The 22,113-nt window shown below is 53.5% G+C and carries 16 protein-coding genes and 1 pseudogene; 6 read left to right on the forward strand and 11 right to left on the reverse strand.

Features of this window, described 5'->3' with window-relative positions; translation table 11 throughout:
* Window positions 1–1,498, reverse strand: a pseudogene (locus tag NOR51B_RS15480) (indolepyruvate ferredoxin oxidoreductase family protein); the annotation flags it as partial.
* A 79-nt stretch (window positions 1,499–1,577) separates the two neighbouring features.
* On the opposite strand from NOR51B_RS15480, the gene NOR51B_RS00370 reads away from it, so the two are divergent.
* Window positions 1,578–2,096: an Lrp/AsnC family transcriptional regulator gene (locus tag NOR51B_RS00370; RefSeq protein ID WP_050759375.1), complete on the forward strand. Its 519-nt coding sequence runs from the start codon at window positions 1,578–1,580 to the stop codon at window positions 2,094–2,096.
* A 189-nt stretch (window positions 2,097–2,285) separates the two neighbouring features.
* Here the strand turns inward: NOR51B_RS00370 and NOR51B_RS00375 are convergent, their stop codons facing one another.
* The 6 genes from NOR51B_RS00375 to NOR51B_RS00400 all read right to left on the reverse strand — a co-directional run bounded on the left by NOR51B_RS00375 (window position 2,286) and on the right by NOR51B_RS00400 (window position 11,862).
* Window positions 2,286–3,134, reverse strand: coding sequence for a bifunctional 5,10-methylenetetrahydrofolate dehydrogenase/5,10-methenyltetrahydrofolate cyclohydrolase (locus NOR51B_RS00375; RefSeq protein ID WP_009019075.1), 849 nt, complete (start codon window positions 3,132–3,134; stop codon window positions 2,286–2,288).
* Between the two features lie 37 nt (window positions 3,135–3,171).
* The gene (gene purU, locus NOR51B_RS00380) at window positions 3,172–4,047 is read right to left on the reverse strand and encodes a formyltetrahydrofolate deformylase (RefSeq protein WP_040481438.1); all 876 of its coding nucleotides are present in this window, start codon (window positions 4,045–4,047) and stop codon (window positions 3,172–3,174) included.
* Between the two features lie 49 nt (window positions 4,048–4,096).
* Window positions 4,097–6,550, reverse strand: coding sequence for a GcvT family protein (locus tag NOR51B_RS00385; protein WP_009020402.1), 2,454 nt, complete (start codon window positions 6,548–6,550; stop codon window positions 4,097–4,099).
* A gap of 769 nt (window positions 6,551–7,319) precedes the next feature.
* Window positions 7,320–8,336, reverse strand: coding sequence for an ACP S-malonyltransferase (locus NOR51B_RS00390; protein WP_009018931.1), 1,017 nt, complete (start codon window positions 8,334–8,336; stop codon window positions 7,320–7,322).
* A complete protein-coding gene (locus NOR51B_RS00395) occupies window positions 8,333–10,522 on the reverse strand; it encodes a dehydrogenase E1 component subunit alpha/beta (protein ID WP_009019371.1) in 2,190 nt (729 codons plus the stop codon). The genes NOR51B_RS00390 and NOR51B_RS00395 overlap by 4 nt, the downstream gene beginning before the upstream one ends.
* A gap of 152 nt (window positions 10,523–10,674) precedes the next feature.
* Window positions 10,675–11,862, reverse strand: a complete 1,188-nt coding sequence (locus tag NOR51B_RS00400) for an acyl-CoA dehydrogenase (RefSeq protein ID WP_009021383.1) — start codon at window positions 11,860–11,862, stop codon at window positions 10,675–10,677.
* A gap of 102 nt (window positions 11,863–11,964) precedes the next feature.
* Here NOR51B_RS00400 and NOR51B_RS00405 point away from each other — a divergent pair, with 102 nt between their 5' ends.
* The 4 genes from NOR51B_RS00405 (at window position 11,965) to NOR51B_RS00420 (ending at window position 14,957) form a co-directional block, all read left to right on the forward strand.
* On the forward strand, window positions 11,965–12,894 hold the full coding sequence (locus NOR51B_RS00405; protein ID WP_009020426.1) for a LysR family transcriptional regulator: 930 nt from the start codon (window positions 11,965–11,967) through the stop codon (window positions 12,892–12,894).
* Between the two features lie 145 nt (window positions 12,895–13,039).
* Window positions 13,040–13,231, forward strand: a complete 192-nt coding sequence (locus NOR51B_RS00410; RefSeq protein WP_009019411.1) for a hypothetical protein — start codon at window positions 13,040–13,042, stop codon at window positions 13,229–13,231.
* Between the two features lie 211 nt (window positions 13,232–13,442).
* Window positions 13,443–13,835, forward strand: coding sequence for a RidA family protein (locus tag NOR51B_RS00415; protein ID WP_009020366.1), 393 nt, complete (start codon window positions 13,443–13,445; stop codon window positions 13,833–13,835).
* A 174-nt stretch (window positions 13,836–14,009) separates the two neighbouring features.
* The gene (locus tag NOR51B_RS00420) at window positions 14,010–14,957 is read left to right on the forward strand and encodes a succinylglutamate desuccinylase/aspartoacylase family protein (protein WP_195891454.1); all 948 of its coding nucleotides are present in this window, start codon (window positions 14,010–14,012) and stop codon (window positions 14,955–14,957) included.
* A gap of 392 nt (window positions 14,958–15,349) precedes the next feature.
* On the opposite strand, the gene NOR51B_RS00425 is transcribed toward NOR51B_RS00420, so the two are convergent.
* Both NOR51B_RS00425 and NOR51B_RS00430 read right to left on the reverse strand, forming a co-directional pair.
* Window positions 15,350–16,021 (reverse strand): RraA family protein, encoded by a 672-nt coding sequence (locus tag NOR51B_RS00425; protein WP_081443852.1) that lies wholly within the window; start codon window positions 16,019–16,021, stop codon window positions 15,350–15,352.
* Window positions 16,022–16,141: 120 nt separating this feature from the next.
* Window positions 16,142–17,260: an aromatic ring-hydroxylating oxygenase subunit alpha gene (locus tag NOR51B_RS00430; RefSeq protein WP_009019919.1), complete on the reverse strand. Its 1,119-nt coding sequence runs from the start codon at window positions 17,258–17,260 to the stop codon at window positions 16,142–16,144.
* 283 nt (window positions 17,261–17,543) lie between these two features.
* On the opposite strand from NOR51B_RS00430, the gene NOR51B_RS00435 reads away from it, so the two are divergent.
* Window positions 17,544–18,203 carry a helix-turn-helix domain-containing protein gene (locus tag NOR51B_RS00435; protein ID WP_009021349.1) on the forward strand — a complete coding sequence of 220 codons (660 nt, stop codon included), beginning with the start codon at window positions 17,544–17,546 and terminating at the stop codon, window positions 18,201–18,203.
* 288 nt (window positions 18,204–18,491) lie between these two features.
* Here NOR51B_RS00435 and NOR51B_RS00440 read toward each other — a convergent pair whose 3' ends face one another.
* Both NOR51B_RS00440 and NOR51B_RS00445 read right to left on the reverse strand, forming a co-directional pair.
* Entirely contained in the window at window positions 18,492–19,955 is a 1,464-nt protein-coding gene (locus tag NOR51B_RS00440) for an NAD-dependent succinate-semialdehyde dehydrogenase (protein ID WP_040481441.1), read from the reverse strand.
* A 282-nt stretch (window positions 19,956–20,237) separates the two neighbouring features.
* On the reverse strand, window positions 20,238–21,728 hold the full coding sequence (locus tag NOR51B_RS00445) for an aldehyde dehydrogenase family protein (RefSeq protein WP_040481443.1): 1,491 nt from the start codon (window positions 21,726–21,728) through the stop codon (window positions 20,238–20,240).
* Window positions 21,729–22,113 lie beyond the last annotated feature (385 nt).

Here is a 22,113-nt window from a genome sequence, read left to right on the forward strand (position 1 = left end):
AAATATGCTGGTTGCCGATGTAAGGCGATTTTCCAACCCAGTTAACACCCTCGCCACCCATCTGGATCAGGGATTCAGTATTACGATCCATCCATGAGGCCATAAAATGGCAGCCAATTCCCGCCAGAGCTTTACTTCCCTCCGGCACTTTGGTGGACGTGTTGTGAGGACAACCCGCGCAAAAGTAAGGCGTGCGCTTAACGTCAGTGGGAACATCAATTTGCACTTGGGTGGAGGTAAGCTCGGCGAGCTCGTGGTCAAAACTGACGGACGGAAACACGTGTTTTATACGTGCCGCAACGATCGGCGCGAGAATCCCCGGTGACAACTCGCCCGTCCAGGGGATTAGAGGTGACCCAACTTCATCGTACTTGCCTACCATCCGGCTTGGCTTGTCACTCTGGTAATCGTAAAGGGCCTCCTTTAACTCGCTTTCTATAATCCCGCGCTTCTCCTCCACCACCAGTACTTCATCTTTGCCGCGCAGGAATGCTCGAGCACCTTCCGTTTCCAGCGGCCAGACCATACCCACTTTATAAATATCAATGCCCAACTCCCTGCAGCGCGCTTCATCAACGCCGAGTAGGCGCAAGGCCTGCATCAGATCCAGGTGCCCCTTACCGGTGGTGATGATGCCGAGTTTTGCATCCGGGATACCGTAAATAGCTCGATCAATCGGGTTTGCCCTGGCGAAAGCCCGCACCGCGTCCAGCTTTGCCACCATACGTGCCTCCACCTGAGGACCGGGCAAATCTGGCCAGCGGTAGTGCAAGCCATAGCTTGGCGCCTGGTAATCGGTCGGTGCTGTGTATTCGCGAAGGGATCCAAGTTCTACCGAGGCTGCGCTCTCAACCGTTTCTGAAATCGCTTTAAATCCCACCCAGGTACCTGAATACCTGGACAAAGCAAAACCGTACAAACCGTATTCGATATATTCTGAAACACTGGCGGGGTTCAGCGTGGGCATGAAATAAGCCATGAACGCCACATCGGACTGATGCGACATACTTGAAGATACGCAACCATGATCATCTCCAGCCACAACCAACACACCGCCATGAGGCGAGCTACCGTAGGCGTTGCCATGCTTCAGCGCATCTCCGGCCCGATCCACACCCGGGCCTTTTCCATACCAGATAGAGAACACGCCATCCACTTCACGTTCTTTCTCACTCTCCACCTGCTGGGTACCGAGGACGGCGGTCGCGGCAAGGTCTTCATTGATAGCAGGCAAAAACTGAATATCTTTGCTTTCCAAGAAACTACGCCCGCGCCAGAGCTCTTGATCATAGGCGCCAAGGGGAGATCCTCGATAACCGGAAACGAATCCGGCCGTGTTTAGCCCTCTGCGTCTGTCCATGTCCCGCTGCAACATTGGAAGTCGCACAAGCGCCTGGGTGCCAGTCAAAAATACACGCCCCGTTTCGCGCGTGTACCGGTCAAGAAGAGCGTAATCGTCTAAAGGCAAGTCACGACTTGATACATCCACTGCCAGCATCCTATTTCCACAAGGATGTTTACCCTATTTCAATATTTAGACAATGTGCTTTCTTTATAATGGGCAATAAAGGCAATTAATGATAAAAGTCGGGTTTATTTATGCATTTCTCGAACATTCTTTCGCGGCTAGGGAGGTTGGTGTGGACAAAACGGATAAAAAGATACTTAAGGCGCTGCAACAGGACGGTCGAATTAGCAACCAAGCCCTCGCTGACCAGGTGGGGCTTTCGCCGGCTGCCTGCTGGCGCCGAGTTCGGGCGCTCGAAGATGAGAACCTCATTACTGGCTATTCGGCGCACCTGAACAGGGAAAAGCTTAATCTCAGTCTCTGCGCCTTCGTGCATATCTCACTGGCAAGGCACGTCAAAGAGAGCACCACTTCGTTTGAAGAAGCAATCTTGCAACGACCGGAAGTACTCGAGTGTTTCGCAACGACCGGAGATGCTGATTTTATCCTTCGCGTGGTTACGGAAGGTATTCAGTCTCTCGATAGGTTCCTGGAAGAGTGCCTATTCGCGCTACCGCAAATAGCCCAGGTTCGCTCTCATATCGCTTTGCGCGAACTGAAGCTTGAGACTGCTCTGCCCATCAATTGACGGTCGCAGCGGCCGACCCTGTGCCCGCATACACCTGCTTCAACACACCAACGATCCAGCTTTGGGTAAATCGTGACTGCTTCATTGCAGCTTCCTGTGCTCATTGTCACAGAAAACTCCAGTTAACGGTGTATCGGATTAAGGGAAGTGGACAGCACGTGCAGAACGTCCCGTAAATACACTGGTTATTTATCGGGACGCGGCAAGAGTATTGCTCAAAAGACAGGCAATCGTCATTGGGCCTACCCCCCCTGGTACAGGAGTGATGGCAGATGCAATATCCCTGACAGCATCAAAATCGACATCACCCACCAAAACCTGCTTTCCATCGCGAGCAACCCGATTAATTCCGACATCGATTACAACCGCTCCCGGTTTGACCCAATCCGCCTTAACAAGCTCGGGCACGCCTACAGCGGCGATTAAAATATCGGCGCCAGCGCACACATTCGGAAGGTCCCTCGTTTTGGAGTGAGTTATCGTGACCGTGCAGCTTTTCTGTAACAGCAGCATGCTCAATGGCTTGCCGACGATATTCGATCGTCCGATTATTACCGCGTGCATGCCTTTCAAATCCGGAATCACCGTCTCAATAAGGTGCAAACAACCGAGCGGAGTGCAGGGAACCATCGCTCTGGAATCACCGTTAAGTAACCGCCCACCATTAACCTCGTGGAAGCCATCAACATCCTTCTCCGGCGCGATAGCGCCGATTACCGCCTGCTCGTTTATCTGCTCAGGCAGAGGCAGTTGGACCAGGATTCCATGAACAGATTTATCTGTATTTAATTTATCGATCACTGCTAGCAGGTCTGATTCTGACGTTGTACTGGGTAAGCGAATAAGCTGCCCGTTAAAGCCGGCCTCTTCCGCTCGCTTTTCCTTATTCCGGACATAAACCTGACTTGCTGGATCTTCGCCAACAAGCACCACCGTGAGGCCAGGCCGCGCACCATCTGCTTTTACCTGCCCTTCAACTCCGGCTTTTACCTGCTCCAGTATCTCAGCGGCTTTGAGCTTTCCATCAATTAATTGCATTTATTGTGATATCCCTAAACTTCAGTTTCGCTGCTGACTAGCGGTCGAAAACAACCGTACGGCGACTACTAGTCATCATGACGCGACCTTCGGCATGCCATTTAGCGGCACGCATCAAGACACGGGATTCGACCTGACGACCCGCTGTTACGAGAACATCGACATCGTCTGAATGCGCCACCCGAAAAACATCCTGTTCAATAATGGGCCCTTCATCCAAATCAGCAGTCACGTAATGTGCGGTTGCGCCAACGAGTTTTACGCCCTTTTCATACGCCTGGTGGTAAGGCTTCGCGCCTTTAAACCCGGGAAGAAATGAGTGATGAATATTAATTGCACGCCCCTGCAACTTTTTGCAGAGATCGTCAGAGAGAATTTGCATATAGCGTGCCAATAGCATCAGTTCAGAGCCCGTATCCTCCATCACTTTCAACATTTGGGCCTCTTGCTGAGGCTTGGTATCGGGGGTTACTGGCAAATGGTAGAACGGGACTCCATACCATGTCGCCATAGAATTAAGATCATCGTGATTAGATACCACCGCAACGATATCGAGCGGGAGATCTCCGGTCTTCCATGCGTGGAGAAGATCTTTCAAACAATGATCCCATTTTGATACCGCAATAACAGTTTTCAATTTGTCTTCAGTTGATCGGAACGACCAGGACATCTCGAAAGATCGGGCGATCGCATCAAAAGCCGTAGTTATCTCATCCATCATTTCGGCATTCATCGGCTTGCCGCTCAACAATGTACGCATGAAAAATTGCCGACTGCTTGGCTCCGTATGCTGCGACGACTCGACTATTGAGAACTCGCGGTCTGCGAAAAATTTAGCCACCGCCGAAACGATACCCACTTGGTCTTCACACGAAATTCGTAAAACGTAGTGCGATGTTTGAGGCTCACTCATGGGCCCAGGATCTCCGTTTATATGTTTTTCTAATTTTATTTATTTTCCTTTAACCCTTTGTTCTAAGGGACGAAGGGTCATACATGGGTTTCAGTGAAGCATGAGCTTCATGTCTTACCCCCGCGACAACAATTTCGAACTTACTCTGACTAATAAGATCTCCATCGACACCGGCGTCATGGCGGACATAGCCAAGTGCTACACTACCACCAAGCGTATGACCGTAAGCCGCAGACGACGTATATCCCACGCGCTCGCCGTTACACAGAATCGGCTCGTTGTGATAGAGCAACGGTTCGGGGGACTTCATTAAAAACTGAACCAATCGCTTGGTCAGTTTCTGGTCATTATTTCTTCTCTGCTGAAGGGCTTCGGCGCCGAGAAAGCCTCCGGCCTTTTCAAGCTTCGCCGCAAACATAAGTCCGGATTCGCGCTGATCATCATCCGATCCAATATCGTGTCCCCATTCGCGAAATGCCTTCTCTAGTCGTAATGAGTTAAGCGCATGATATCCGCACAGCCGCAGACCGAATTCGTCGCCAGCCTCCATCAATTCATCAAAAATATAGGCGAGGTACTCGGAGGGTATGTAAAGCTCCCAGCCCAATTCTCCGACGTAGGAAATCCGGAGCGCTTTTACTGTCGCATACCCAATATCGATATCGCGCATCCATCCGAACGGGTGTATCTCATTGCTCAGCGGACTCCCGCTCATCTTCTCCAGAAGAGCCCTACTTGAAGGCCCCTGAACACTTAGCACGCCGTACGTCGTAGTGACATCAGTAACCGTTACGAACTCACCGTCACGTATATTCTGCTTAAGCCAGTAGAAAACATGTGTGTAAGTAAAAGCCGCCGTTACAACTAAAAAGCTATCTTCTTCCAGCCGAGTAACGGTTAGGTCAGCCTCTATAGTGCCTCGCTCGTTCAGCCATTGGGTATAAACTGAGCGACCATTCGGCACGTCGACCTCATTGGTGCAGATCCAGTTGAGGTATTTTGCAGCGTCTCGCCCCTGAACGAGAAACTTACTGAACGATGAAAGCTCAAAGACACCTACTGATTCACGAACGGCCCTATGCTCTTCTGCAGAAAAGTCGAACCAGTTCTGACGGCCGTAACTGTACTCATATTTTGGCTCCTCACCGTCGGGGGCGTACCAATTAGGTCGCTCCCAGCCAGCCCCTTCTCCCATACAGGCATTTTTTTCTATGAGTTTGTCGTGTAGCAACAGTCGTTTTGCGCCTCTGGCTGTCTCCCATTGGCGGTAGGGCCAATGATACTGATATCCGATACCTAGCGACTCCACCACCCGGTCTTTCAAATATTTCGAATTATTCTGGTGCGGCAGGAAACGACGAATATCGCTATCGAAAAAATCCCTCGGGCTATAACCACTCACTATCCAGTCTGCCAATGCTTTACCGGCGCCACCTGCAGAGAGGATCCCGAGAGAGTTGAAACCTGCGGCAACAAAATAACCATCAACATTCGGGGCCTGCCCCATGATGTAGTTGTGATCCGGTGTAAAGCTCTCAGGCCCACAGAAAAATAACTGGATTCCAGAATCCATGGAAATGGGCACGCGCTCCATTGCCGTTTCCAGATAAGGCATCAGTCGTTCCCAATCCGGCGGCAGGTCGTCGAAACAAAATTCCTCAGGAATCTTTGGAACATCCCAAGCCGCAGCCTTGTCTTCAAACAGGCCAATCATCAATTTTCCGGTTTCCTCGCGATAATAGGATTGCTTTCCGGGATCTCTCAGAATGGGCAGCTCAGTACTAATACCCTCAATCGAGTCGGTAACCAGGTAATAGTGTTCTGCCGCCTGAAGGGGGATGGCGACACCGCTTTGCAAACCCACTTCACGCGCCCACATGCCAGTACAGTTGACAACCACATCTGCTGTAATCTTATTACCTGCGACCTTGACGCCAACTACCCGCCCGTTCTCAAGGAGGACGTCGCCGACGCAGGTGTTTTCAAAAATTTTGGCGCCTCCCAGACGGGCTCCCCGAGCCAGCGCTTGTGTCGTATCGGTAGGGTTTGCGCGACCATCGTGTGGGAAATGGAAACCGGCAAGTACGTCATCAACATTGGCCAATGGCCAGAGGTTCTTGACCTCCGAGGGTGAGATTTCCATAGATTCAACGCCGAACGACGCCGCGACATCACAGCCGCGTCGCATCTCCTCGACCTTTTCAGCGGTGGAGGCCACTTGAATGGACCCGATCGGCGAAAATCCAGTGGCCTGCCCTGTTTCCTCCTCCAGACGCTCATAAAGATCGCGTGTATATTTAGCCAACCAAGTTTGGTTCTCCGTGGCGCGCAGTGTGGTGATAAGCCCTGCGGCATGCCATGTGGTTCCACAGGTAAGTTGTCTGCGTTCAAACAAGACAACGTCCTTCACTCCTAACTTCGTAAGGTGATAGGCGACGCTGCAGCCAATGATACCGCCGCCGATGATGACCACGTTTGCGCTACCGGGAATTGGCTTGGACATGAAATGCCCCCTAAAAGTCTGATGCGTAATAAGTGCGGCGTGACGCCAAGTGCTTCTTAAGTGAAATTTTATCTCATTATTTTCACTTATAAACAAGGGGAAGTTGATCAGTTTTTGGGAAATATATGCCGCTCGGGCATATTAGATGCCGCAACACGCCTTAGTGCTCGATTCAGGCCAGGACGCCTTCCACGTAAATCGGAGCTCTGCAACTCGCTTAGGAAGCAGAGGTCTAAGCTGCTCACTTGGGCAGTAAGGCGGTAGGGTTACACACGAAACAGCAACTGCAGGGACGGGGCCGGGATCACGGGGCTTATGCTAAAGGGTGCTCGGGCACTTGACGCTGTCATCGGCCTGCCGGCTTTCCATAAACAATCAATTTCAATTTCGAACTGCGCACCGTGGCTTTGAGCAGCAGAACCCGAGGATTCTGCGCTGCGCACTAAAGTACGCCCAGGGATCCCTGACCGACTAATTGCCCGAGTAATTAGTAGAGAATCTTCGACTTCCGGGCAAAAAATAGGCGTGGAGATTCATGGATCGGGCCATAGCAGGCCATCACCAGGACTGTTTTCATTTCCTTGGAATTCGTGCCACATTGGCATTAAGTGCATGACTGATATCGAACCCCATCTTGATGGTTGACGACAAAACGTCGCTTTCTCCTCGAAAAATGTTTGAGTCTCTCAGGGTAATAAAACAGGGAGATGCCCACACATTGTTTCAGCGGCACCTTGGCCTTATTTCTGATCCGCTACCGTGGTTTACTTCAGCTGACCAAATCCGCACCGACAACAATCGCCTCCTCCGCCTGCCGTTTCTCGAATGCCGTACGGTCTTCAAGGCCACGCCAACCTGCGGCAACCAGGCATTGGGCCACCGATTGGCGTAGCGTCCTACCCGGTCCGAGAACCACAAACATGTCGGGCTCGAACTCGAAAGCTGCTATGCGTAGCGCTTTGGTGAAATCGTAGGTCTCTGTGACCTGTCGACCCAGCGTGTAGTCCCAGAGCTGGTCACGTTCATAGCAGTGCGGGTACCACAACGAGCCATGTCCATCGACAAGAGGTAACGAGGCCGGCTGAAGCGGTAAATTTGCAAGCTGTAATCGGGCTTCGGCTGCTACTGGCGACAGTAAAGAGGTGTGGAAAGCGGCATGATTCGGCAGGCGCATTGGAAAGCGGTCGCCTATCACCGGCACTGCTTCCTCAAATGCACGCAGCCCCGCCTCGTTTCCGGCGAGCACAATCATGCTGCCTAGCCTGATGGACACCTTGAGCACCCGATCTTCGGACCCATTTATCTCCGTCACTCGATCCAGAATCTCTCTTTCACGTTGCGGGTTGGCAATCCAGTCGATATCTGTGCACGGATAGATAAGCTGACCGCCGACTCCGCTCGCCTGCATAAGACTGCCCATAGTATTTACCAGCTCAAATCCATCCTCGGGATTCAGCGCCCCGGCACAGGCAAGCGCGGTGTACCACCCCATCGAGTTGCCCGTGACTGCCACGATGTCTAAGTCCTGATTATCTATATTGAGGTAGTCGGTATAACTACAGGCGTAGATCAGTGCCGAAGCGTTGTCGCTACGCATATGCAGACGACTAGAGAACCGCTCCGAGTCATCTAGTTGGCTAACTGTTGGTTGCTGCTCTCGCCGTCGGATATCGTCGAAACGCTCGACCAGCTCTTCACAAACACCTCTGGTTCGTTTCAAACTGCCAAGCTCATCCCGGTTATAGGTGCCCCGCCCCGGGCAGACCAAGACCGCTCTCCTAGTCATGATTCTTTTCCCAACAGAGCAAGCGCTGTCTCGACTATCGCGGCGCAAGATGGCAGCGTTGCCGCATAGGCAGGGCCCGTAGGAATGAAGCAGTCCTCTGCCGTAAGCCGCGCAATCCGCTGCAACCCCGCCTCATGCAGGTGAGCCATAATAGCCTCGGATACATTGCCCGACCGGCGGCACTCGTCAACCACCAAGACATGCTCCGAACTGCCTATGGCTTTGATGAGAGAATCCACGGGTAACGGTGCAAGCCAACGGAGATCAATGAGACAAGTGTCGATGCCATACTCACGCTCCAGCGTGCGAGAAGCCTGGTTGGCGAGGTAGTAGCCATTACCGTAACTGACAATGGCCAGAGGGCCGTTACCGCGCTGGGCGACCTCCCCAAAAGGCGCCGTGTAAGTCGCCTCCGGATAGGCGCTGCTCCAAGCGTTATCGCCGTCTTCATGAAGGTCGCGGGTATTGTATAAAGCGATAGGCTCGAGAAAAACCACGATACGTTGTTCCTCGCGCGCAAGCCGTACCGACTCGCGCAACATAGCGACAGCATCGCGTCCACTGGAGGGACAGGCGACTATTAATCCTGGGATATCTCGAAGCACGCCCAGGGAGTTGTCATTGTGGAAATGGCCGCCAAAGCCTCGCTGGTAAGCAAGCCCAGCGACACGTACAACCATAGGATTTGTAAACTGGCCATTCGAAAAGAATGATAGCGTTGCCGCCTCACCTCGGAGCTGATCCTCCGCATTATGTATATAGGCGAGAAACTGAATTTCCGGTATTGGCAGGAATCCATTGTGAGCGGCGCCTATAGCAAGCCCAAGGATAGACTGTTCATCAAGCAACGAGTCCATGACACGACCTGCTCTGAACCGCTGCTGTAGCTTCTGAGTTACACCGTATACTCCGCCTTTCTTACCAATATCTTGCCCGACAAGAAAAATTTCCTGATGCTCTAAAAGAAGGTCTAGCAGACACCAATTGAGAAGCTTCGCCATTGGCTGAGGCTGTTCTATGTTATTCCATTCTCGACCAAAGGCTTTGCGGCGCTCGTCAGGACTTACGATAGACGCCGGAGCGACGGCACGTCTCGGTGGCACAATACTGCGCATCACATCGGTAGCGCTCGCCAAGTGGGGCCTGACGGCAGCCTGCGCGGCAATCGCTTCACATTGAGCTCCAACCTGATCGTAAATAGCCAACAGTGCAGACCCGTCAAGTATTCCTCGATCAGCAATAAGCCGCGCAGTATGCAAAATTGGATCCTGCTGTTCGTCGGACGCGATGTCTTCGCTTGAGCGATAGCTAATTTCAGGGTCGGAACCGGCATGGCCAAGTAAGCGCACCATCGACAAATGAAGGAAGGCGGGTTGGCGCTGCTCGCGCACGTGCTCGACGGCCTCCCGCGCTACGGCGTACGCGTCATAGGCATTCAAACCATCAGCGTAAAAATAGCGCAATCCCGGACGATGCTGGAAGCTGCTGGCAATCCAGCCTTCCGGTGTCGGCACCGAAATGCCAATACCGTTGTCTTCGCAGACGAAAAGGATTGGAAGCCGCAGGCCACGGTAGCCCATCCAGGCTGCCGTGTTGATTGCACCCTGCGCGGTCGAGTGGTTGGCGGAGGCATCACCGAACGTGCACGCGACGATACTGTCGCGACGGAGGGGGTGGAGACCTCGGTTTACCCCCCGAGGCATGTCAATGGAATACGCCGCGCCGACCGCCTTCGGGAGGTGACTGGCGATGGTTGAAGTCTGCGGCGGAATCGCGAGCGATCGCGAGCCGAGGACCTTGTGCCTGCCGCCGGATATGGGGTCTTCGGAAGAGCACGTGAAGCTCAATAACATGTCTTGGAGGGGTGTGCTTCCCGGAACGCGCATCGCCCGGCGGATCTGAAAGGCTGCATCTCGATAATGCAAAAATGCCATGTCGTCATCACGAAGTGACTCGGCGACTGCGGCCATGTTTTCGTGCCCAGAAGAACCGATGGTATAGAAGCTCTTACCATTTTTCTGCAAATTTCTGGCAATTCTATCCAGGTGGCGCGACATACATTGCGCGCGAAAAATTCCGATGGCGGCAGCGTTCGTGAGACCGGCGCGGCCCACATCCCCGACTGCATAGTCTCCCGCCTGCATGCGCCGGCGCAGCTTGTCGTTCAGTTGATTGGCGTCACTCATGGCTTAGGTTCGCTGCTCTTTCTCTGCGGGACTCGGGTAGACTGCTGCAGCGGCATCGTCCGCCTCGGCTCCTGGAATGGCGGGACGACGACTCGACCGACGAGACCTTGTAGGAGACCCCGCACGTTGGCTTCCAATAATTACTCCCATACTCAAAACGCGGGGATGTCGGTCTGCGTACGGCCCAATATCAGCGCATGGATGTCATGGGTGCCTTCATAGGTGTTCACCACCTCGAGGTTCATCATATGGCGCATCACCGGGTATTCGTCGGAGATACCGTTGCCACCGAGCATGTCCCGAGCTTTGCGCGCCACCTCCAGCGACTTGCCACAGGAATTACGCTTGATCAGCGAGATCAGCTCCGGGGCAATTTGGCCGGCATCCATCAGTACGCCGGCGCGATGACAACCCTGAAGCCCGAGGGAGATCTCGGTCTGCATATCGGCGAGCTTGAGCTGGATCAACTGGTTGGCCGCCAGCGGACGATTAAACTGTTTGCGCTCCATGGTGTAGTCACGCGCGGCGTGCCAGCAGGTCTCCGCCGCACCGAGAGCACCCCAGGCGATACCGTAGCGGGCATTATTGAGACAGCTGAACGGCCCCTTGAGACCCTCGACGCCCGGCAACATCGCGTCTTCACCGACCACCACGTCTTCCATAACAATTTCACCGGTGATCGAGGCGCGCAGCGATAATTTGCCCTCGATTTTGGGTGCCGACAATCCGGGCATACCCTTTTCCAATACAAAACCGCGAATGACGCCGTCGTCGGTCTTGGCCCAGACCACAAAGACATCGGCGATGGGGCTGTTGCTGATCCACATCTTGGCGCCGGTCAGGGAGTAGCCACCCTCAACGGTACGAGCGCGGGTCACCATTCCGCCGGGGTCGGAGCCGTAATCGGGTTCGGTGAGACCAAAGCAGCCAATCCACTCACCAGTGGCCAGCTTGGGCAGATACTTTTCCCGCTGGGCTTCACTGCCGAAGGCATGGATGGGGTACATCACCAGCGACGACTGCACGCTCAGCATGGAGCGATAGCCCGAATCGACCCGCTCGACCTCCCGTGCGACCAGCCCGTAAGAAACGTAATCAACGCCGGGGCAGCCGTAGCCATCGATGGTGCTGCCGAGCAGGCCCAGCTCGCCCATTTCCCGGAAGATCTCAGGGTCGGTCTGCTCCTTCTGGAAGGCATCTCTTACCCGAGGCAACAGTTTTGCCTGAGCGTATTGATGAGCCGAATCCCTGACCATGCGCTGCTCATCGGTGAGCTGTTGCTCAAGAAGAAAAGGATCGGTCCAGTCTAATTTTGCCCATGAGTTACCAAATGCCGCCACTGAGTTAGCCTCATTTTTTAGGATGTTGCAGTTAGGTTAGCAGTGCGCTTATGATATTAAAAATATATTTAAAATATTAAATTGATATAATAATTATATTCTATGGATTTTCGTAAACTTCAAATTTTCCTGTGCCTTGCCGATGAAGGCAGCTTTGTCGGTGCAGCCCAGCGCCTGAACATTGCGCAGTCCGCTGTAAGCATTGCCGTGCGTAAACTAGAACACGAGCTGGGCATAGTGCTGGTCAACCGCGATCGACGCGCGACAAGACTCACCGAGGAAGGACTACTCCTAGAAGCTCGCGGACGGGAGCTGATGAATCACGCCGCTACAGTCGAACAGCAGATTGCGGCTCGCAAGGAACTAATGAGCGGTACCGTCAGTATTTCCAGCCCCTCGATGTTGGCGACCTACTACCTGCCCGAGTTACTCTCGACGTTCCTGGATGCCCACCCCGGCGTGACAGCCTCGGTAACTCAAGTGGGCACAGAAGACACTCAGAAGGCACTGCTCGACGGCGAAACTGAGCTGGGAGTAATCGTCGCTGAGCGTTGCGCTCCGGGGTTGCTTGAGAGCCTGCCGCTGAAGCAGGAACGTTTGTGCCTTATCGTGACGGAATTGCACCCGTTCGCTAAGCGAGCCTACCTCCGTTTATCCGATCTCCGAGATCAACCACTCGTTGTATATGAACCCGGCTACTTTGTTCGCGATGTTCTTGATCAACTGTTCGCGGCACAGACATTTTCGCCCGATATCCGAGTGACCACGAATTTTCTACCGTTGATTCTCAGCATGGTACGCAAAGGCGTCGGGGCTACGGTCGGAGTAGGACTAGTTGCCGAGGAAGAAACGGACTTAAGGGCGATCCCTATTGTCCCGCGGATTGACGTCAATATGGTCTTGGCTCGAGTAGCGGGACGTCGCATCTCGATTGTGAACCATAGCTTCTTCGAATGGGTAGGGAAGCAAAGCCAGAAAGACGCTAGCAAGCCTCCCCACCACATTGACAGCGCTGGACTTCCCGCAAATTAGGGCAAGTCCACCCCGCTGGTCTGGAGCGAGCCTTCGTTAGTCATTTTGACAGACAACCGCCTCGAAAAAGACGTAGATTTCACATTCAGGCTTGGGATTGTTTATCCCTCGCTAATATTCCACGGATTGTTTAAGGAGTGAAGCAATGGGAAAGCGTTGGGTTTATTTTTTTGATTTCGCAGGATGGCTGCTGTTTCTGGTGTGTTCCATTGTCTACACCTACGGGAGTTGGAAAGGCGGAGATCCTATATTTTTAACCGGAAGTTTGATTTTTCTGGTGGCCTGTATCTCTTTCATGATTCCTATGATCGTCAACAGGCGAGCTTACCTTGGGTGACGCCTGTAAAGATTTGGGCGACGAGGCTTCTATTTGTCCCGGTAAGTTGATGCCTTAGATGGGTGTGTAACACCCAACTAACGACGTCTCAGATCAGAGGAAATGCACACGTGCTTACTGTTATTTTGTGAATATTTTATTTCATTTATTCATTTTTTTCACTACTATCGGACCTCAAGCGGTAATGACAAACAGCTAATGGAGCCATCATATGGCGTTGCCCGATGAGGACATCCAGCATATCGAATCGGCAGATCTAGTTTCTACTGGAGTAATCTATGATGGCGTTCTGTATTTTTCAGGGCTGACCGACGAGAGTACTGATAATCACAACCACGACGCCTACGAACAAACTCGTATCATTCTCGACAACGTAGACCGATACCTGAAGCTCTATGGCTCAAACCGTCGCCGCCTGCTACAGGTGCAGATCTGGCTCGCCGATATGAGCGATTTCAACACCATGAACCGCGCGTGGGTCGAATGGCTGGGGAACAGCCCAAGGCCGGCACGCGCGTGCGTCCAAGCAGGCCTAGCGGGCCCACAGTATCGTGTTGAGGTAATGGTAACCGCCGCTATTGAGCAAGATCATTGTACGCCGTAGCCTCTTTTCTGGACACGACAAGGAAAGAGGGTTCCCACGAATCCATCGATCCGAAATCATCGGAACACTAGCCGCGGCTGCTAATACAAAAAGGAAGACGCCAAAATGACCTTTTCTCCCATTTGGACCGACATCGACTGGGACCACCGCGGTAGGCAGGATTCCTTTCTGTGTATGGAACACGCAGATATTGGGTTGGATATTATCCAGATTCCTATTTCCGTCCTCAACAACGGTAGCGGTCCTACGGTGCTGCTCTTGGGCGGTGTCCATGGTGATGAATACGAAGGGCCAGTGGCTTTGACCAGACTTCTGGCCGAGATCGACCTCGAGCGGCTGAGCGGCAGACTTATTGTTATGCCGGCCGTAAACCTCCCAGCCGTACTGGCTGGGACACGTTCATCACCGCTCGATGGCGGTAATCTCAATCGTTCTTTTAGTCCAACGGCCACCGATTCGCCGACAGTCCGAATCGCGCGATATCTGAGCGACGTGATATTCCCGCTGTGTGACTACTGTTTTGACAGCCACACAGCCGGCAGCTGCGCAAATCACTACCCCGCCGCCTATGTGTCTCTTACCGGCGATCGAGCTAAAGACATGGCAGCCCTGGACACCTTGGAATACATCAATTCACCGCTGTCTTGGGGTCAGCCAGTCCTTGACGGGCCATTCTCAGAATGGGTGGCGGTTGAACATGGAGTGACCTACTTCGGCAGCGAAATGGGTGGCTGCTCCCATCTGCAGTCAAACATGCTGTGGCACTCCGAGCGGGCGATTTACCGCTTGCTCGATCACATTAAAGTTCTACCCCTGGACGAGCAGTGGTCCGGCACGCTGGAGTCGCGTTGGATCACCGGAACACAGGGCGGTATGATTTATGCGCCAAACAACGGTGTGCTGCTCGCCATGCACGAACCGGGAAACAACGTCCGATCCGGCGACCTCGCGGGTCTCATCTATACGCCTGAGATCCCCTCCCAGGCACCCTTGGAGCTCCACTATCCGAAGGACGGAATTCTGACCGCAACTGCCACTACCGGGCGCGTTAAGCGAGGTAGCCTCACACATTGGATTATGGATGAATCAAGCAAGGAAGCGCTCCTGGCGAGCGCATCTTGATAACTAACGGCGTCGTGGCGACCGCTATGATGGTTGCCGTGATTATAGCTCTTCCGGTAATCGTACCGAGCGCAACAACCTCCGAAGCTAGCGGGTTTAGCGCGAATTCATAGAGCGCTGGTATGCAGCACTATACAGGTACACAACCAGCGTTCTCGTGCTGTTCGTCTTCGTGCTTTGCAACCCCATGCAGCTGCTCTGCTATTGGAGGTAGGCGCGACCGTGAAGATGGTCTTTGCCCAGCTCAGTAACACGGCATCCGAGCACCATGAATGTCCGTGTCGATCCCTTTTTCCATTGTGTTTTTCGGTTGAACAGCTACTTTTATCGGCCGCGCAATCTTCGACCGATTCAGAAACGTCAACGCCGTTCAGTTAAAGCGCAGCGCTTCTTCAATGGGTCTCGGCAAGCACTTGGCTAAATGATTTACCATCGCGCAGTGCTTGACGCATGACGACGTCAGACTCAACGTCGGCGTTAAGCATTTCCTGGACCTCCGCGCTATATGAATTCGGTACTACCACACACCCATCGCCATCGCCCAGCACAATGTCATTGGTCTCGACCAACGTTCCGGCACAAATAACTGGCATATCTACAGAGACAATCCTCGCCCTTTTAATGAAACTCAAAGGAGAAAATCCAGAGCAGAACACCTGATAGCCGATACCTCGGATACCCTGCGAATCTCTGATCCAGCCGTCCGTTACCCAGCCTGGCGAACCGCGCATCTGAGCGGCGGTAGCAATAATCTCGCCGATAATCGTGTACCGATTGGGCCACCCACAGGCCACGACCGGCACATCACCAGGCTGCAGGGACTCAATAAATGCAATCAAGCGCTCCATTAGCTCATCGTAATCCTGAGCCGTCTCACCCGGAGCGAATTGCATAGTCCGGGCTCGCCCAACAAGCACACCGCTCCCGTCCAGAGCGCGTACAGTTGGATCAAGCACCTGACCACTTTTCCCGAGGCGATCCAACGCGTCAGCAGCAGCGGGTGTCTCGGCGTTCGTCCAACCTTCCATTCCGCCCGCTAAGGGTGTCTTCCTCTCATCTGTCATACTAGTACCATTCCCGCGTGTGTATTGCTTGTTTTAGTTGGAGCTCTAAAATTGTACCAATACGACCTTGCCTTCGTCGCAACGATGAAAAAGCCAACCAGCCAATGAAGTTCGAAACAATTAGGCCAACGCCGCCTTGTAGGCATTCCATGTGTAGGCAAGCATGCGTACCGAGTGTTCTTCACGCTTGTATACGAACTGGAAACCTCCGACGTTGGTACGCAAGTTGCGCTGCTGCTTTTCTGCGGCTTCACCGTCTTCGTTAAAGGTTTGCTTGTAAAGGTCAACCCAACGATTGAACCGATCTTCCGGAACCCCTTTGTCGATGAAATAGTGCTGGCGCACGCAGCAGGACTCCGGGCCCGTGGGAATAACCTGAAGCACCAACATCAGATCGTTCTGCTGAACGATTGAACACCCGGGAAAAAAATGCAGAACCAACTGATCACCACCGCTTAGGTCATCGCTATTCTCCGGCTCAAAACCCTTGTAGTGCGAGATTGTCATTCTGTCCGTATAGCGAAGACTGTAATCGCCGTCTTTGGTGGCGAATGCCTTAGAAAGGGACTCGCTGTGTAAAGTTAAGCAGTGGTAGCATTCGTAATTATTATCCTGCCAGAGCTTCCAGTTTGAGCCCTGATTTACTTCCAACCCTACTCGATACGTGTACCGGTCCGAACTATCATCAAGCCCCTCCTCGGCAACCCACTGCGTCATATGCGGGTGTGTGACACGCAGTGGCGCGGCATTCGGGTCAGGATTGACAAAAACCAGGGAGCCCCAGGTGTCGACGGCAACGGGGAAAAGGGAAGAGTCCGACTTATCGAAATGCGTCTCGGACTCCGTGTCCGGTGCCCCTACCAGATTACCCGTAAGATCGTAAGACCACGAATGATAGGCACAACGCAGCACTCGACAACGGCTTTGCTCCTTCTCGACCACAGGATAACCGCGGTGACGGCAAATATTTAGAAAACCGTGCAGTTCGCCGTCCTTAGCGCGGGTCACGACGACCGATGAATTCCCGACTAAACCTGCAACAACATCACCCTCAGTCGATAACTGGTCCAGCGGCGCAAAGTATTGCCATGAATTGGAGAAAATCGCTTTCGCCTCGAACTCATACACATTGGGGTCATAATAGGTGTGCGGCGGTAGACCGCGGTTGCGCTGCAGCGCGTCCTCTACCTCCGCCACATCAATCCCCAAATCCTCCGCCCGAGTAGCTTTGCCTGTCATGTGCTCTTCTCCTAAATCCCTTGACGCAATTGATGGTAGCAAAGGACGCCAACATAGTGAATATAAAAATGCATATATTCACTTTTGTTTTTACCGAACAACAAATCTAAGACCGATAGCAGTGAATTTTTTAAAGCGCCGGGGCAATTAAGTTGAATTTCCTCACGGATTGGGTCACCGTTGGCGCTAAATGGAGCGAGGACTGCTCGAAAAGGGGCCAAACACGGCGTCGAACTCACAGTAAAGCTATAACGCCAGAATCACAGAAGGAGCTTTGAGTAGCATGTCCGAGAAGCAGTCTCTTCCACGCATCTTGCGCCCGTCAAATTCCAAAGGTATCGCGGATGCGGGCGACTGGGTGGATGCCAACAAACTAGCGAAAACAGACCGCTCGCTCGGCCTTGATATCCGTGATCTGCGGAAGGCGCGCGGCATGACACTGTCTGAACTGAGCAAGATCTCCGAGTTGTCCCAGGGCTATCTGAGCCAGGTCGAGCGGGGAATTTCTGTGCCTTCCATTAAGGCGCTGCATTCAATCAGTCGGGCACTGGGCGTTACGATCAGCTGGTTTTTTCAGAATCAGGTAACAGGGGAAGATCCGGCCATGCGAGCTTGGGTCGTCCGTAGTGGCAATCGCAGGAAACTGACCTTTAATACTGGCATCGTAGACGAGTTGCTCTCCCCGAATCTCAGCCGGCAAATCGAGATGCTCAAGTGTACCTTTCCACCCGGCACTTCCAGTGGCGATGTCCCCTACACGCATCAGGGAGAAGAAGCGGGTATCATCCTGAGCGGGAAGCTGAATCTGTGGATCGAGGACACACACATCGTGCTCGAAGAGGGGGACAGCTTTGCTTTTGCCAGCAGCAAATCCCATCGCTACGCCAATCTCGAGGATGTCGAAACCGTGGTGATCTGGACGATCACACCTCCAAGTTATTAGACGTTCCGGGCGGAGAATTTACGCTAGAGGCGTCACAGCCGCGCTGCCTCCTAGAAGAGTCCATTGCGTTCCTTGCGGTGACCTCACGCTGACAGGTCAGCCTCTTTGTTTTCTCGTGGCGCCACCCCCCACGCACAGTGTAAATATCTAGTACGTTTTTCGACGGGATTCTCCATGCCTACTAGCGCCCACATACGGTACCTATAAAGCTGCGTATTCCCGTGCTTTCCCGGATTTAGCCTGCACCAGCGCTACTTCCTCTTAGGCGCACTCCAGAGTCGTTTGCACTCAAGAATCTATACCGCCAACGCAGAGATACTGAATATCCAGATACTCCTCGATACCGTAACGTGATCCTTCGCGACCGAAGCCAGACTGCTTTACACCTCCAAAAGGCGCTGTTTCGTTCGCGATGAGTCCTGTATTAATACCCACCATACCGTACTCGAGTGCATTACCCACGCGCCACAGACGCGCCATATCACGGGAATAAAAATAAGCGGCAAGCCCGTATTCGGTCGCATTTGCCATCGCAATGGCTTCTTCTTCATTACGGAAAGTGGCGATTGAAGCGATAGGCCCAAAGATTTCCTCTCGGCTCAGCGCCATATCCGGGGTCACATCTGTTATCACCGTGGGCTGAAAGAAGGTGCCTCCCATGGCATGGAGCTTTCCACCGCAGAGTAGACGGGCCCCTCGGTCCGTAGCATCAAGGATCATTGACTCCATTTTCGCTAGCGCCTGGGCGTCGATGAGCGGGCCCTGTTCGACAGACTCCTCGCAGCCGTGCCCGACTCGCAAGGCTTCCGCTGCTTTCGCCATTCGGGCCGCAAATGCCTGCGCCACTTGTTCGTGAACCAGAAATCGATTGACACAAATACAGGTCTGGCCCGAATTGCGATATTTGGCCGCCAGGGCACCCTGCACTGCGGCATCGAGATCGGCGTCCTCAAAAACGATAAAGGGGGCATTGCCACCAAGCTCCATCGACAGTCGCTTCAGCGTCGGTGCACACTGTTCCATCAGCAACCTTCCTGTCTTTGTCGAGCCTGTAAAAGAGAGCTTGCGGACATTGGGGTCCCCGGTGAGAACGCCTCCTATAGCGACGGGATCACCAGTCACAATGTTCAAAACACCCGCAGGAAGACCTGCCTGCTCCGCGAGTGCCCCCAGGGCAAGCGCCGAGAGCGGCGTCTGCTCTGCCGGCTTGACGACGATGGTACAGCCAGCGGCGAGTGCGGGCGCAACCTTGCGAGTCACCATAGCCGAAGGAAAATTCCATGGCGTTATTGCCGCACAAACACCCACAGGCTGCTTACAGACAACAAGGCGCTGATCTGTCGACGGCGCCGGAATGGTTTCTCCATAAACTCGTCGTCCCTCCTCGGCAAACCAATCAATGAACGAAGCGGCAGAGGCCACCTCCGCACGCGCCTCAGCGATTGGCTTGCCCTGCTCCAGTGTCAGAATTTGCGCGAGGTCTTCGCGCGCAGCCATCACCAAGTCGTACCAACGGCGCAAGATCTGCCCGCGGTCCTTCGCGGAGCACGTGCGCCAGGACCGCAGCGCTGCTGCGGCCGCATCAACGGCATCGCGTGCATCACGGTCGTCTCCTTGGGGCACCTGCGCCACCTTTTTACCGGTTGCAGGATCACAGACAGCGGTAGCGGCTCCGCCGTGAGCCGAGCGCCAGGCGCCATTGACAAGCATGCGCTCCCTAAGAAGCGATTTATCCTTTAGCGGGGGTATCATGGCGCACGCGCCCTCCAGTTTCGAACAACAGTTCGGCCATTATTGACTCCTCTGAGTCCAGTCTTGGTTTAAGTCGACGTAAAGGTTTAGCGATGTCGCACTTGGTTTATCTTCTTTCCCAAAAAACACATTACCTGACCGCCGCGGCTGGAAAACAACAAAATCTCGACCGCCCATTGCAGTAAAGACCCGCGACAGCGCCGTTTAGGCAACCGTAGCTATGGGGCTCGCTAGACCGGACAGCGACAAAAGAGAGCCCGGGGCCAGCTCGAGAAAAGGTAATCAGTAGGGAAACCACCAATCTGGTATTGGACCGGACTTCGGGTCCGGGTCGATCCAGGCCAACTTGTTCTTGGTAAAGCTGTGCAGGCCATCGATCCCCAGTACACGTCCGCCACCCGTGGATTTATTGCCACCGAATGGACCTGCATCGTTGTCGAATAGGGGCGCGTTTACCCAGACCATCCCAGACTCCAGGCGCCTGATCGACTCATGGACCTCAGCCAAGTCCTGACTGTAAACGTTGCTACCGAGCGCGAGAGGACTATCGTTGGCAAGGCGAATGGCCTCGTCCAGGCTCGATACTTTAGTCACCGCCACCGCGGGTCCGAATATTTCATTGCGCATTATTGACATCTGGTGTGAAGCGTTAGCGAGGACTGTTGGACGATAAAACCAGCCTCGCTCAAAACCATCAGGGCGAGCCCCTCCGGCTACCAGTTCCGCCCCCTCGCTCACTGCGGTCTTTACCACCTCCGCTACTCTTTCGACCTCGCGACGATTCGCCATGGGGCCGACATCCGTGGTCTGCTCCATGCCGTCTCCTATCCTGAGTCCCGACGCGCCCACTGCGAGCCGCTCCACGAATTCAGTGTAGATGCTCTCGTGAACATACATTCGCTCTGTAGAGGTGCAGATTTGCCCGCAGTTCATGAATGACGCGAAAGTCGCAGCGCGCACAGCAAATTCCATGTCGCAACTGGGCATCACAATAAATGGATCGCTGCCCGAGGCTTCTAACAAACAGCGCTTGAATTGGCTCGCACACATTTCGTTGATGGCACGGGCGCCGTTTACGCTGCCCGTGAAGGATACGATGTGGGTGTTGGGGCTCTTCACAAGGGCCTGCACGGTCGGAACTGATCCAGTTACTACTTGCACCAGCCCCGGAGCGACCGCTTCCACTACCTCAGCCATCCGCAATGTCGTAATCGATGCATATTCCGATGGCTTCACGATCACCGTGTTTCCTGTGGCGAGGGCGGCGGCCATGCTCCACGCCATCAGCACAGCCGGATAGTTATAGGGTAAAATTATGACGGCCACGCCGAGCGGCTCCCGATACGAGTAGTTTAAGTGGTTTGCCACGACCGGGCCGTGAACTCGTCCGTACTCATGCCGCGCGATCTCGGCAAAATAACGAAACGCGGTGACCGTCCAGCCGACTTCGTCGCACGCCTCCTTGATCGGCTTGCCCATTTCACGGGTCATCATCTCCCCAAGATGGGGTACGTTTTCTTCGAACGCAGACGCGATTTTGTGAAGTACCTTAGTCCTGTCCAGAGAGCTCTCTGCCGCCCATACTCTTTGGCGCTCGTTGGCAATGTTGATGCACCGCTCAACCTCGTCGGCAGTTGCACCGGCAAGTCCACACAAACGTTCCTCCGTTACGGGGGAAGCGACTTCGATCTCATCGGGACTGGCACCGTCTATCGTCTGTCCGTCGATAAATAACTTACCGCTCAATCTTTCAAATTCATTACTAGTGGTCATAGCAGTCCCTCGGAAAAATGATAGGGCGTCGGGTAAAAACGAGCTCACGGAGTAAATTTACAAACAACCATAACGACACATTTATTCACGACTGTGTATTTATTATTGTTATTATTCACTATTGATAGGGGCTTCGCAAGATCGCCCCTGAAACAACAACGTTGTAAATCTCAAATTCCTCAGTTTCGAGAATTGAATCACCCCCCTGTTGGCTTTACATCCTTCGACCATACAGAAGGGCTATCAGAGAGGTGTTAGTAAGTCACAAACGTCACCCCGGAAATTCAAGAGAGCAACGGTTCGCCAGATCACCGATTGCGGCTACCGCGCGGTGTATCTGTCCAGTGGACTGAGCATGACGACGCGCAGCCTGTGCGCCAAGATA

It is taken from the genome of Luminiphilus syltensis NOR5-1B, from assembly GCF_000158175.1.
In the GTDB taxonomy this organism is placed as follows: domain Bacteria; phylum Pseudomonadota; class Gammaproteobacteria; order Pseudomonadales; family Halieaceae; genus Luminiphilus; species Luminiphilus syltensis.

Coding starts and splice junctions, on each gene's coding strand:
- NOR51B_RS00370 (WP_050759375.1), top strand. CDS start 1,578: ATGATAAAAGTCGGGTTTATTTATGCATTTCTCGAACATTCTTTCGCG.
- NOR51B_RS00375 (WP_009019075.1), bottom strand. CDS start 3,134: ATGCAATTAATTGATGGAAAGCTCAAAGCCGCTGAGATACTGGAGCAG.
- NOR51B_RS00385 (WP_009020402.1), bottom strand. CDS start 6,550: ATGTCCAAGCCAATTCCCGGTAGCGCAAACGTGGTCATCATCGGCGGC.
- NOR51B_RS00445 (WP_040481443.1), bottom strand. CDS start 21,728: ATGACCACTAGTAATGAATTTGAAAGATTGAGCGGTAAGTTATTTATC.
- NOR51B_RS00425 (WP_081443852.1), bottom strand. CDS start 16,021: ATGACAGATGAGAGGAAGACACCCTTAGCGGGCGGAATGGAAGGTTGG.
- NOR51B_RS00415 (WP_009020366.1), top strand. CDS start 13,443: ATGGCGTTGCCCGATGAGGACATCCAGCATATCGAATCGGCAGATCTA.
- NOR51B_RS00395 (WP_009019371.1), bottom strand. CDS start 10,522: ATGAGTGACGCCAATCAACTGAACGACAAGCTGCGCCGGCGCATGCAG.
- NOR51B_RS00420 (WP_195891454.1), top strand. CDS start 14,010: ATGGAACACGCAGATATTGGGTTGGATATTATCCAGATTCCTATTTCC.
- NOR51B_RS00440 (WP_040481441.1), bottom strand. CDS start 19,955: ATGATACCCCCGCTAAAGGATAAATCGCTTCTTAGGGAGCGCATGCTT.
- purU (WP_040481438.1), bottom strand. CDS start 4,047: ATGAGTGAGCCTCAAACATCGCACTACGTTTTACGAATTTCGTGTGAA.
- NOR51B_RS00410 (WP_009019411.1), top strand. CDS start 13,040: ATGGGAAAGCGTTGGGTTTATTTTTTTGATTTCGCAGGATGGCTGCTG.
- NOR51B_RS00390 (WP_009018931.1), bottom strand. CDS start 8,336: ATGACTAGGAGAGCGGTCTTGGTCTGCCCGGGGCGGGGCACCTATAAC.
- NOR51B_RS00435 (WP_009021349.1), top strand. CDS start 17,544: ATGTCCGAGAAGCAGTCTCTTCCACGCATCTTGCGCCCGTCAAATTCC.
- NOR51B_RS00430 (WP_009019919.1), bottom strand. CDS start 17,260: ATGACAGGCAAAGCTACTCGGGCGGAGGATTTGGGGATTGATGTGGCG.
- NOR51B_RS00405 (WP_009020426.1), top strand. CDS start 11,965: ATGGATTTTCGTAAACTTCAAATTTTCCTGTGCCTTGCCGATGAAGGC.